Origin of the sequence: Rhizobium leucaenae USDA 9039 (genome assembly GCF_000426285.1) — a bacterium.
Taxonomy (GTDB): Bacteria; Pseudomonadota; Alphaproteobacteria; order Rhizobiales; family Rhizobiaceae; genus Rhizobium; species Rhizobium leucaenae.
Map to the genome: position 1 here is coordinate 201866 of NZ_AUFB01000008.1, position 12575 is coordinate 214440.

The following is a 12575-nucleotide window of genomic DNA, read 5'->3' on the forward strand; positions in this document are numbered from 1 at the left end:
GTGATCTCTCGTCAGATCCTGAATTTTTCGGCGTCCTGACGCTTGAATTCGAGGCCATTTCCCGGTCGTGACGGATCCGGCGCGATCGTCCCTTCCGAGATTACAGGGGCGCTCTCGAAAAGCATCTGTTCGATACGGACATGATCGTGAAACCATTCCAGATGCCGCAAGCGAGCCGCGCAAGTGGCGACATGGAGATGAACCGACGGGGCACAATGACCGGATAAATCGGTGTGAAAAGCCTCACATAACGCGCTGATTTTCAAAAAGCCGCTGATCCCCCCGCATCGGGTGACATCCGCCTGCAACACATCGACCGCTTTCGCTTCGATGAGACGGCGAGCGTCATCGAGCGTGTAGATATATTCGCCGGCGGCAACTTCCATCGATGCCGGGGTTCGATGGCGGACAAAATTCAAACCTGCTTCGTCGTCGGAACTCACGGGCTCCTCGAACCAGCGCACTCCAGCGCCCTTGATGACCGACGCGAAGCGCACTGCCGCCTGGGGCGTAAAGGCACCGTTCGCATCGATGAAAAGCTCGGCTTCGCCGATAGCATCCCTTGCGACAGTAATGCGTTGGGGATCTCGTTTGTGGTCTGCGCCGATCTTCATTTTTACGGCGCGGCAGCCATTTTCAGCGATCCAGGCGGAAAGTTGATCTCGTAGGCGCTCATCCGAATATGTCGTGAAGCCACCGCTCCCGTAGACGGGAATTAATTTGCGGACAGCACCCAAAAGCATAAAAAGCGGGAGATCCAAACAGCGCGCCTTCAGATCCCATAATGCGGTATCGATGGCCGAGATCGCGCAGGCGGCAATACCAGATCGCCCGGAATTGCGAATCTTGATCGCCAGACGTTCGAGAATCGAGGGAATGTCAAAACATTCCGACCCCATCACCGTGTCTTTCAGCGTCGCGATTAGATCGATGACTGCAGTGTCTGCGTAGGTATATCCGATACCGCGTTGGCTGCCGGCCCAAATCTCGACCACGACCATTGTCGTCGAATCCCACTCGAAGGTGCCGTCTCCCTCCGGGAAATCGGTGGGGATTTTATAAGCGGCGCATTCGAGGCGATCGATCAATGGTGAAACAGACGTCACTTGTCTTCTCCGCCGGGCAGAAGAGCACGAAGGAGCTGTTTCGCGGTCCCTTTGATAATGCCGGCCTCGTGCGGATCGCCCTTCATCAAAGCTTCGGTGATGTGCTGCATCTGTTCGAAAGTAATGTGAGGCGGCAGCGGCGGCACTTCCGGATCGGTCTTTACCTCGAGAAGGACCGGACGCTCGGCGGCCAAGGCTTCGTCCCATGCAGGACCGACGTTGTCGGCGCGATCGACATATATTCCTTTCAAGCCGATGAGCTCAGCGAAACGGTGATAAGGAACGTTCGGAATCTTCTGCGACGCGTCGAACTTCGGATCGCCTTCCATGACGCGCTGCTCCCAGGTCACCTGATTGAGGTCTTCATTGTTGAAGACACAGATGATGAAACGCGGATCCGTCCAGTTCTGCCAGTATTTTGCCGCCGTGATCAATTCGGCCATGTTGTTCATCTGCATGGCGCCGTCCCCGACCAGACCAATGACCGGGCGATCAGGATGGGCAAATTTGGCGGCGATCGCATAGGGTACAGCCGCCCCCATCGATGCCAGCCCGCCCGACAGGGACGCCATCATGCCGCGCTTCATCTTGAGATCGCGCGCGTACCAGTTGGCGCAGGAGCCTGAGTCGCTGGTGAGAATGACCCGCTCGGGAAGGCGGGGGGAGAGTTCCCAGGTGACGCGTTGCGGATTGACGGGATTTGCGTCGACAAGCGCGCGCTCTTTCAGCGTGTCCCACCACTCCGCGATATTCTTTTTGATTTGCTTGCGCCACGCATCGTCTTTTTGATTGAGGAGCGGCAAAAGAGCTTTGAGGGTCTCGGCGGCATCGCCGACAAGGTTGACGTCCATCGGATAACGCAGTGACAGCATGCTCGGGGCGATATCGATCTGAACGGCTTTCGCCTGCCCTTCTTCGGGCAGAAATTCGGAGTAGGGGAAGCCTGATCCGATCATTAGGAGCGTGTCGCAATCCCGCATCAGGTCCCAGGAAGGCTTTGTGCCAAGCAAGCCGATCGACCCGGTGACCCAGGGAAGATCGTCCGGCAAGACAGCCTTTCCGAGAAGCGCCTTGGCGGCGCCGGCCCCGAGGCGGTCTGCGACCTTGATTACCTCATCGGTGGCCTTCAGTGCGCCGGCGCCGACAAGCATCGCAACCTTTTTCCCACGGTTGAGAATATTCGCCGCAGCCTTGAGATCTTCGATGTGTGCGACGACGCGCGGCGGACTGAAACCGATCCCCGAATGTATCGTTCCATGCTTCCGAGGCGGCTCCTCGTAGGGCATTTCCTGAAGGTCGCTGGGCAGGATGATAGCCGTGACGGTTCTGTTGGCTAAAGCGATCCTTATTGCGCGGTCAACGAGATGCCGCACCTGTCCGGGCATCGCGGCTTGATGAACGAAATCGCCCGCGACGTCCTTGAACAGGGCGGCAAGGTCGACTTCCTGCTGATAGTGACCGCCGATGGCGCGGCGGGCTTGCTGTCCGACGATCGCCAGAACCGGTTGGTGATCCAGTCTGGCATCATAAAGCCCCGTCACCAGATGAGATGCGCCAGGGCCGGAGGTGGCGATACAGACGCCGAGCTCACCGGAAAACTTGGCATAGGCGGACGCCATGAATGCGGCCATTTCCTCGTGCCGGGCTTGCACGAACGAAATCTTGTCTTTTGCGCGGTTCAGTGCCCCGAACATGCCGTTGATGCCATCGCCGGGATAGCCGAACATTCGACGCACGCCCCATTCCAGCAGGCGCCCTACTATGAAATCGCCAACCGTCATCGCCATGTTTCGGCTCCCTGGAAAATTCGAATGTGCGTCGAACGGTCCGAAGTTGAGAATGTTCCTGTTCGAAGACAAAAGGTCGCAGAGCCGCAACTTGTTCGTCGAGACGCCAAACTCTCTATTGCAGTTCCCGGTTTCGACGCGAGGCAAGCACGCCAAGTCCTGCCGCCAAAACACCGGCAATCAGCCAGTTGCGTTTCATTGTCAGGAGCAGTTGCAGGCTGAAGCGTCGAGCCTCGGCGTCGAAGCGACCATGTGCACCGTGATCGCCGGGCACCGGTTGCCACAGGTTATCCTGGCGGTCGTAGGCTATTCGCTCCACATCCTGCTGACCCTTGAACCCTGTCCGGCCGAGGTAATGATCGAGAAGCGGCGAGGCCAGACGATCTCCCCAGATGGCTTCGAGGGTCGGCAGGCCGACCATGATCTGCTTACGCTTATGAAAGGCTGCGAAATGGATTGCCTCGGCGGCGACCTCCGGCTGGTAGGGAGGACTTGCGGGCTTTGGCTTCATGGGCAGATTGGTCTTGATCCAATCGAATTGGGGCGTGTTGATGCCCGGCAGTTGCACCATCGAAATATGGACGCGGCTTCGAGCGTGAAACAGTTCTGCCCTCAAGGCATCCTGAAAACCCTGGATCGCATGTTTGGCGCCGCAATAGGCCGACTGTAGGGGAATGCCTCTATAGGCAAGCGCCGAGCCGGTGAGCACGATCGAACCGCGGTTGCGCGGCAGCATGCGCTTCAGCGCAGCGCGGGTACCGTTGACCTGGCCATGGTAGGTGACATCCGTTACGCGCCGATAATCTTCCGGCGCGATGTCGACGAAGCGAGAAAGAATGCCGGCGAAGGCTACATTGATCCAAATGTCGATCGGTCCAAGGGCATCTTCGGTGGCTTCGGCCGCGTGTTCCATGGCGCTCGCATCCGCGACGTCGCAGGGCAACACGAGAGCGGTCCCACCAGCGTCTTCCACCTCGCGGGCGGTGGCATCGAGGCCGTCGCGACCACGTGCGATCAACGCTATCTTCGCTCCATCGCCGGAAAACCGCCGCACGACAGCGCGTCCGACGCCGGCGGAAGCACCGGTGATGACGACGACAGGATGATTGTTGCGGGTAGACATTGTTGAATAATGGTTTGGGCGATCAAGAGTTCCCCGTGCGCGGCCTCGAAATGGGGCGAGCCGAATTCGAGCGGTAATTCCCTTAATTTATATCACAACATGATATATAATAAGTTTCGGAGGCAAGTCTGCCAAGACCATCGTCAGACGAATTGCCTATGGCTCCGGCGTTCTAAGGCGGAGCGTATCGGTCCTAGTGGGATCGGGCTCATGGTTCTCTATGCAATCGGGTGGCTGAAATGCTGCAGTTCAAAATGACCAGTCTAAGTTCGAGGCGAGGTGAGCCCAATAACGGCAAGCCGGAAGGCATGCTGCTGAAATCGCATACTCCATTGGCGGCATCGATTTTCACAAAGAAGGATCTGAAAGCTATAAGATCTGCTGGAGGAACTTTAGGACTGATCATCATTCCCCTTCTCATCGTGCTTTGCTCGATTGTCGCTGGTTTTGCCGTCGCAATGCACATAAGCGGGCAGCCCGGCTATTCGGCGAGAGTGAACATGTCGTCATCGATAATGTCGGAGTAATCGATCAGAGCGCCAGGAACTTGGCGGCTGTCGGGCTTCTCAGGCGACCTGATTGAGAAGCCACTCCTGAAACTTTTTTGTCGTCAACGACTGTTGTTTCATTTCGGGTGTGACGATGTAGTAATTGTTGGTGGTGGCTATTGGCTTGTCCCACGCAATTTGAAGGCGCCCCGAGGCGATCTCCTCTTCGATAAGATATTTTGGAAGCAGCGCAAAACCGAGCCCGAGTATCGCGGCCTCGATGATCATGCTGAACTGATCGAACCGGCTTCCATGATACGGACTGAACCCCTCACAGCCGTTCAACTGGAACCACTCGGCCCACAGTCTCGGCCTCGTCGCCAAATGAAGAAGCGGGCCCTGTTCCAAATCCTGTGCTTGGGTGACGGGGAACGAGTTCAACAGGGACGAACTGGCAACGGGCAAGATGAGCTCACTGCAAAGGTAAGTACAGGTTGCGTGCGCCCAAACCGGTTGCCCGTAATGAATAGCAAGATCGAAGTCTTCCAGCGTCAGATCGAACGGCTCCGAGCGCGAGGCGATATTCAAAACCGTGTTTGGATTGTCTTTCAGAAAATCGGGAAGACGCCGAAGCAGCCAGCGGTTTCCAAATGTCGGAAGCGTGGCGATGGACAAGACATTCTTGCCATCCGAAGAAGCCATTGCCCGCAACACCATTTCTTCGGTGCGTGCCAAAAGCCGTCTTACTTCCGGCAGCATTGCCTTGCCGGCCGAGGACAGAACCACGCGTTTTCTGATCCTCTCGAATAGATTCACATGCAGTTGGTTCTCAAGCGTCCGTATCTGACGACTGACTGCGCTTTGAGTGAGGTTCAGCTCCAGCGCCGCTTGTGTGAAGCTTCCATGGCGCGCTGCGCACTCGAATGCCTGGAGGACGGCTAGGTCGGGGATGATGGAACGGCTTAGATTCATTCCTTACTCGCATCAACTAGGTCAAATTCATCGCAAGATTGGGGTTAGCTTTCGTCATATCATGAAAATCAAGAATGAATAATCCTTCTGTTAAGGTGCGACGCGATGACAAACGCAAGCTTCGTTAAGGCCGATACGATCCGTTCGGATTTTTCTGCTGCCATGTCCGCTATGTATCGTAACGAAGTGCCGGCCTATGGCACCCTGATGTCGCTCGTGGCCCGGGTGAACGATGAAGCCTTGGCCGCCGATCCGCTGTTGAAGACGCGCCTGGAAGCAACGGATTCTCTCAGCCGCATTTCTGAAGAGCGCCATGGCGCCATCCGTCTCGGCACGCCGCAAGAGCTCGCGATGATGCGCCGTGTTTTTGCTGTCATGGGCATGCATCCGGTCGGCTATTACGACTTGTCGACGGCCGGCGTTCCTGTCCACTCCACCGCTTTTCGGCCGGTCGGCGAGGAAAGCTTGAAGCGCAATCCGTTCCGTGTCTTCACGTCATTGCTCCGCCTCGATCTGATCGCTGACGAGGCGCTGCGCAAAGAGGCGGCCGAAGTGCTCTCAACGCGCAAGATCTTTACCGACGAAGCGGTGCGGCTGGTTGATAAGGCGGAGCGGGATGGCGGTCTCGATGCATCCGATGCGGCACAGTTTGTGCGGGAAGTGCTGGAGACCTTCCGCTGGCATGATCGCGCCATCGTCAGCGCCGGCATGTACAGGCGCCTGCATGATGCCCATCGGCTGATCGCCGACGTCGTCTCCTTCAAGGGGCCGCATATCAACCATCTGACGCCGCGTACGCTCGATATCGACAAGGTTCAGGCGTTGATGCCGGACGAAGGAATAGCGCCGAAAGCGATCGTTGAGGGGCCGCCGACCCGCAAGTGCCCGATCCTGCTGCGCCAGACCTCTTTCAAGGCGCTGGAAGAAGCCGTTTCATTCGCCGGCGAGCAGGGCACCTGGCAAGCTGGCTCGCACACGGCCCGTTTCGGCGAGATCGAGCAGCGCGGCATAGCGTTGACGCCGAAGGGCCGGGCGCTCTACGACAAGCTCTTGAACGACTCCCGCGCCCGGGTCCGCCCCGCCGCTGATGGTTCCAACGCTGGCGAATACGAAGCAGCACTTACCGACGTCTTCCATGCATTTCCCGATGATTGGAATGGTATTCGCAAGGCTGGGCTCGGCTATTTCAGCTACTCGCTGACGGAAAAGGGAAAGGCTGTCTCGAATCGAAGGGCCGACCTCGAAACGGCAATCGAGGACGGCGTCATTCAGTTCGATCCTATCGTTTACGAGGATTTCCTGCCGGTCAGCGCTGCCGGCATCTTCCAGTCGAATCTCGGCGATGACGCGGCGCAGGAATTCATTGCAAGCCCCAATCAGGTGATGTTCGAACGCGATCTCGGCGCCTCGGTTCTCGACGAATTCGCGCATTATGCAGGCATCGAGCGGGCCTCCCTGACAATGTCCATGGCTGTCCTCAACACGGCTGCCGCCGCAGAATGACGGGCGAATAATGATCGAGGCACGCCACATCGAAGCACTCAAGAGCCTGCTCGGCGAAAAGGGTCTGCTCACTGAGGCAGCCGATCTTACGGCTTACGAGACCGGTGCGCGCTACGATCGCGGAAAAGCGGCATTCGTCGCACGTCCCAGCTCCACGAAAGAGGTTTCCGCGGCTGTTGCCTATTGCGTTGGAAACGACATCGCCCTCGTGCCGCAGTCGGGCAATACCGGGCTCGTCTCTGGTTCGACGCCCGACGACAGTGGTCGCCAAGGCGTCCTCAGCCTTGATCGCCTGACCGGCATTTGCGAACTCGATCGGGTCAACCGCACCGTGAAAGTCGGTGCTGGTCTTCGTCTTTCCGACCTCAATGGGAAGCTGCAGGAGAGCGGCCTCTTTTTCCCGATCGATCTTGGGGCAGACCCGCTCCTCGGAGGCATGATCGCGACGAACACCGGCGGCTCGCGATTTCTGCGCTACGGCGACGTTCGTCGCAACACGCTCGGCCTGACGGTCGTGCTTGCGGATGAGGCCGGCACGGTCCTCGACCTTTCGTCGAGCCTGCGCAAAAACAATACGGGCGTCGACTGGAAGCAGCTTTTCATCGGGACATCAGGCGCTTTCGGCGTGATCACCGAATGCGTGCTGAACCTCGAACCGGCACCGCGGCAGACAGCGACGGCTTTGCTCGTGCCCTCCTCCGGCGAGCAGGTTCCAACCCTTCTCGTTGCGATGGAGGAAGCGCTCGGCAGCTATCTTTCCGCCTTCGAAGGCATGTCGGGAAATGCGATCCGCGCAGCACTCGATCATGTGCCGTCGCTGCGCAATCCGTTTCAGGGCGGCATCGTGCCGGAATTCGTAATCCTAGCCGAGATTTCCCGCTCCAACCCGCCGCGCGACGGTGAGCAGCCGCTCGACGGCGTGCTGGAAGAGGTGCTAGCTGCCCTGTGGGAGCGTGAAGATGCCCCGCTTGCCGATGCTCTCGTCGGCCCGCCACATGAGATCTGGTCTTTGCGTCATGCCCTATCGGAAGGCGTGAAGCATATGGGACGGTTGATCGCCTTCGATCTATCGTTCCGCCGCGGTGACATCATGCGTTTTCTCGCCCACATGCGGGCCGAAATGCCCGAGTCTTTTCCGGGGATAACGATCTGCGACTTCGGCCATATCGGCGACGGCGGTGTACACTTCAATCTCGTCGTGGACAAAAACGACCTGAGGCTTGCCGACGCCGGCTTCGAGATGGCGTTGCGGGAATGGGTTTTTGCCGTTGGGGTCGAAGAGTTCGGCGGCAGCTTCAGCGCCGAACATGCGATCGGCCGCAAGAACCAGGCTTTCTATGACAAATACACCCCGGCCGAGATTCGCCTGTTGGCATCCGGGCTGAAAGCAATCACCTCACCTGGCGCGCTCGGCGCAATGACCTTCTGAAATTTGCCATGTCCGCGGCATTCCAAGACAATAAGAGTGGAGACAGATCATGACCATCGACGTGAAAACGGAAACCGCAGCCCTTCTCGACAAGCTGGGTGTTGATCGCGCCGCCTGGAGCACCGGCGACATGGTGTCCCATAGCCCGGTCACGGGCGAAGAGATTGCCAGGGTGAAGACCGTCTCCGCTGCCGAGGCCGGCAAGGCGATCGAAGCGGCGCACGAGGCCTTCAAGGCATGGCGTCTCGTGCCCGCGCCGAAGCGCGGCGAACTCGTCCGCCTCCTCGGCGAAGAATTGCGTGCCGCTAAGGCTGATCTCGGCCGCCTCGTCTCGATCGAAGCCGGCAAGATCATCTCGGAAGGTCTGGGCGAGGTCCAGGAAATGATCGACATCTGCGATTTCGCGGTCGGTCTATCCCGCCAACTCTACGGCCTGACGATCGCGACCGAGCGCCCCGGCCACCGGATGATGGAAACCTGGCATCCGCTTGGTGTCGTCGGCATCATATCGGCCTTCAATTTCCCGGTCGCTGTCTGGTCATGGAACGCCGCGCTTGCGCTCGTCTGCGGCAACCCGGTCGTATGGAAGCCTTCGGAAAAGACGCCGCTGACGGCACTCGCCTGCCAGGCGGTCCTCGATCGCGCGCTTGCCCGTTTCAGCGACGCGCCGAAGAAGCTGAGCCAGCTCCTGATCGGTGATCGCGCCATCGGCGAAGTGCTGGTCGATCACAAGAAGGTCGCGCTTGTTTCGGCAACCGGCTCCACGCGCATGGGCAGGGAAGTCGGCCCGCGTCTCGCCAAGCGTTTCGCCCGCTCGATCCTCGAGCTCGGCGGCAACAATGCCGGCATCGTCTGCCCCTCTGCCGACCTTGACATGGCGCTGCGGGCCATCGCCTTCGGCGCCATGGGGACGGCAGGGCAGCGCTGCACGACGTTGCGCCGTCTCTTCGTTCATGAGAACATCTATGACCAGCTCGTTCCGCGCCTGAAGAAGGCCTATGCGAGCGTTTCGGTGGGTAATCCCCTGGAAACCAATGCCCTCATCGGTCCGCTGATCGACAAGGCGGCCTTCGACAACATGCAGAAGGCGCTGTTGGCAGCGAGAGACGAAGGCGGCTCCGTTACCGGCGGTGAGCGTGTTGCGGCTGCGAGCCGGGACACGGCCTACTACGTCCAGCCGGCGATCGTCGAAATGCCGAAGCAGGCGGGCCCGGTGCTCGAAGAGACCTTCGCGCCGATCCTCTACGTGATGAAATATTCCGACTTCGACCAGGTGCTTGAAGAGCACAATGCCGTTGCGGCCGGCCTGTCGTCATCCATCTTCACGCTGAACATGCAGGAAGCCGAGCGTTTCCTTTCGGCCGATGGGTCGGATTGCGGTATCGCCAACGTCAATATCGGCACCTCGGGCGCGGAAATCGGCGGCGCATTCGGCGGCGAGAAGGAGACCGGCGGCGGTCGGGAATCTGGCTCAGACGCATGGCGTGCCTACATGCGCCGCGCCACCAACACGGTGAACTATTCGAAGGCTCTGCCGCTTGCCCAGGGCGTCTCCTTCGACATCGAATAACGAGCGGGGTCGAGCCCATGGCCGTGAATACACAAACCCAAACCGACGCGATCAGCTTCAGGCCGGCCTCGCGGATCGCGTCGATCGGTGTGTCGAAGATTCTCCAGATCGGCGCGCGTGCCAACGCAATGAAGCGTGACGGTCTTCCTGTGATCATCTTAGGCGCTGGCGAACCGGATTTCGACACGCCCGATAACGTGAAAGAAGCCGCCAAGGCTGCAATCGACCGCGGTGAGACCAAATACACCGCGCTCGACGGCACGCCGGAACTGAAGAAGGCGATCGCCGCGAAATTCCAGCGGGAAAATGACGTCGACTACGCGCTCGACGAAATTACCGTCGCGACCGGGGCAAAGCAGATCCTGTTCAACGCCTTCATGGCAAGCATAAATCCGGGGGATGAGGTCATCATTCCGACGCCCTACTGGACGTCCTATTCGGACATCGTGGAGGTCTGCGGCGGTGTGCCGGTGCTGATCCCGTGCGACGCCGAGGGCGGTTTCCGCCTCAAGGCCGATCAACTGGAAAAGGCGATCACGCCGAAGACACGCTGGCTGTTGCTCAACTCCCCTTCCAATCCGTCGGGCGCTGCTTACAGCGAAGCCGATTACCGGCCACTCATCAAGGTGCTGCTTCGCCATCCCCATGTCTGGCTGATGGTCGACGACATGTACGAGCACATCGTCTATGACGGCTTCAAGTTCGTGACTCCTGTCGCGATCGAGCGGCGGCTGAAGGAACGCACACTGACGATCAACGGCGTTTCGAAAGCCTACGCGATGACCGGCTGGCGCATCGGCTATGCCGGCGGTCCGAAAGCGCTGATCAAGGCGATGGCGGTGATCCAGAGTCAGGCGACGTCTTGCCCTTGTTCTGTCAGCCAGGCGGCCTCCGTCGAGGCGCTGAACGGCCCACAAGACTTTCTCAAGGGACGTCAGGCGAGCTTCAAGCACCGCCGCGACCTGGTGGTCTCCGCCCTCAACGCAATTCCCGGCATCACCTGCCGCGTTCCCGAGGGCGCTTTCTACACCTTCGCCGGCTGCGGCGGCGTGATCGGCAAGACGACTCCCAAGGGCAAGCGCATCGAGGCGGACAGCGATTTCACCGACTATCTGCTGGAAGGCGCCCATGTTGCCGTAGTGCCCGGCTCCGCCTTCGGATTATCCCCCTATTTCCGGATCTCCTATGCCACCTCGGAGACGGAGTTGGCCGAAGCCTTGCGCCGGATTTCGGAGGCTTGCTCGAAACTGCAATGAAACAGGTGGGTCGCCTGTTAGATCCGGAAACGGGCGACCAGAACGTTGAGAAGGCAAGATGACCGCAGAATCCATTCTTTGGCGTGCAAGCGCGCGCGAACACAGCGACGCCCTACCGCTGGATCGCGATCAGACGGCTGATCTCGTCATCGTGGGTGGCGGCTTCACAGGACTGGCGGCGGCACTTGAGGCCGCCTCGCGCGGCGCTTCGGTCTGTGTTCTCGAGGCCGAGACCGTGGGGCACGGTGGTTCCGGCCGCAATGTCGGATTGGTCAATGCCGGATTGTGGTTGCCGCCTGATACCGTCATCGCCCAGATGGGGGAGGCATATGGCCGTCGCCTGATCGACATTCTGGCGGACGCGCCGCGCAGGGTCTTCAGCCTGATCGAACGCGAACAGATCGATTGCGAAGCAACGCATCATGGGACCTTGCACCTGGCGCATTCCAAATCGGGGCTCAGGGATCTGGAGGAACGCTATCGGCAGGGCAATCGCTACGGCGCTCCGCTGACGCTGCTCGATGCCGCGGAGACGAGCCGGCGCACAGGGACAACCGCCTACTACGGCTCTTTGCTCGATCCACGCGCCGGCACCATTCAGCCGCTCTCCTATTGCCGGGGACTTGCGCGTGCCGCTCAAAAAAGGGGTGCGACGATCCACAACAAGACGCCGGTCTCTTCAATAAGCCGGCAAAACGATCTCTGGATCGTGGAGGCCAACGGCCACACGCTGCGGGCAAAAGCGTTGCTCTTGGCGACAAATGCCTATCAGCTTGGCATCAAGGTGCCTTTCAGCCCGCAATACACTCCGGTGAGTTACTGCCAGTTCGCCACGGAACCGATGTCGGAAACAGAGCGCAGCCAGATATTACCGGGTGGTGAAGGCTGCTGGGATACGGCGCCGGTAATGTCCTCTTTCCGCGTCGATCATGCAGGGCGAATGATCGTCGGCGGCATTGGCAACACCGAGGGACCGGGTGCGGCTGTCCACCGTGCATGGGCCAGACGCAAGCTTCGAAAGCTTTTCCCGGCTATTTCCGAGCTCAACTTCGACTATGTTTGGCGCGGCAGGATCGCGATGACGGACGATCACGTGCCGAAAATCATTGCATTCGGGCCGAATGCCTACGCATGTTTCGGCTATTCCGGCCGGGGCATCGGACCAGGTACCGTATTTGGCACGCAGGCCGCTACGGCGCTTCTTGATGGCAATCCCGATGCGCTTCCGATCGATCCAATCGAGCATTACGCAGAGCGTTTCAGCAGCATCAAGGCCACCTGCTACGAGTTCGGTGCGACATTGATGCACCTGGTCTCTCCGGTTCCTCTATAGTTGGACTG

10 protein-coding genes are annotated in these 12575 nt (G+C 59.3%); 6 read left to right on the forward strand and 4 right to left on the reverse strand.

The features are described from left to right. Window positions 1-11 precede the first annotated feature (11 nt). From K290_RS0114870 to K290_RS0114880, 3 genes are all read right to left on the reverse strand, one after another. Entirely contained in the window at window positions 12-1088 is a 1077-nt protein-coding gene (locus K290_RS0114870) for an enolase C-terminal domain-like protein (RefSeq protein ID WP_245276547.1), read from the reverse strand. A 14-nt stretch (window positions 1089-1102) separates the two neighbouring features. Continuing rightward, window positions 1103-2893 (reverse strand): thiamine pyrophosphate-requiring protein, encoded by a 1791-nt coding sequence (locus K290_RS0114875; protein ID WP_028752651.1) that lies wholly within the window; start codon window positions 2891-2893, stop codon window positions 1103-1105. Between the two features lie 115 nt (window positions 2894-3008). Then, window positions 3009-4016 carry an SDR family oxidoreductase gene (locus K290_RS0114880; protein WP_028752652.1) on the reverse strand — a complete coding sequence of 336 codons (1008 nt, stop codon included), beginning with the start codon at window positions 4014-4016 and terminating at the stop codon, window positions 3009-3011. A gap of 239 nt (window positions 4017-4255) precedes the next feature. Here K290_RS0114880 and K290_RS0114885 point away from each other — a divergent pair, with 239 nt between their 5' ends. Then, a complete protein-coding gene (locus K290_RS0114885) occupies window positions 4256-4543 on the forward strand; it encodes a hypothetical protein (RefSeq protein ID WP_028752653.1) in 288 nt (95 codons plus the stop codon). A gap of 39 nt (window positions 4544-4582) precedes the next feature. Here K290_RS0114885 and K290_RS0114890 read toward each other — a convergent pair whose 3' ends face one another. Further along, window positions 4583-5476, reverse strand: coding sequence for a LysR substrate-binding domain-containing protein (locus K290_RS0114890; RefSeq protein ID WP_028752654.1), 894 nt, complete (start codon window positions 5474-5476; stop codon window positions 4583-4585). A 105-nt stretch (window positions 5477-5581) separates the two neighbouring features. On the opposite strand from K290_RS0114890, the gene hglS reads away from it, so the two are divergent. The 5 genes from hglS to K290_RS0114915 are packed head-to-tail and all read left to right on the forward strand — an operon-like array spanning window position 5582 to window position 12567. Next, window positions 5582-6979, forward strand: coding sequence for a 2-oxoadipate dioxygenase/decarboxylase HglS (gene hglS, locus K290_RS0114895; protein ID WP_028752655.1), 1398 nt, complete (start codon window positions 5582-5584; stop codon window positions 6977-6979). Window positions 6980-6989: 10 nt separating this feature from the next. After that, complete coding sequence (locus K290_RS0114900; protein WP_028752656.1) at window positions 6990-8408, forward strand: FAD-binding oxidoreductase; 1419 nt, start codon at window positions 6990-6992, stop codon at window positions 8406-8408. A gap of 49 nt (window positions 8409-8457) precedes the next feature. Beyond that, window positions 8458-9978, forward strand: coding sequence for an L-piperidine-6-carboxylate dehydrogenase (amaB, locus tag K290_RS0114905; RefSeq protein WP_028752657.1), 1521 nt, complete (start codon window positions 8458-8460; stop codon window positions 9976-9978). A 17-nt stretch (window positions 9979-9995) separates the two neighbouring features. Continuing rightward, the gene (locus tag K290_RS0114910) at window positions 9996-11234 is read left to right on the forward strand and encodes a pyridoxal phosphate-dependent aminotransferase (protein ID WP_028752658.1); all 1239 of its coding nucleotides are present in this window, start codon (window positions 9996-9998) and stop codon (window positions 11232-11234) included. Between the two features lie 58 nt (window positions 11235-11292). Then, window positions 11293-12567 carry an NAD(P)/FAD-dependent oxidoreductase gene (locus tag K290_RS0114915; RefSeq protein ID WP_028752659.1) on the forward strand — a complete coding sequence of 425 codons (1275 nt, stop codon included), beginning with the start codon at window positions 11293-11295 and terminating at the stop codon, window positions 12565-12567. Window positions 12568-12575 lie beyond the last annotated feature (8 nt).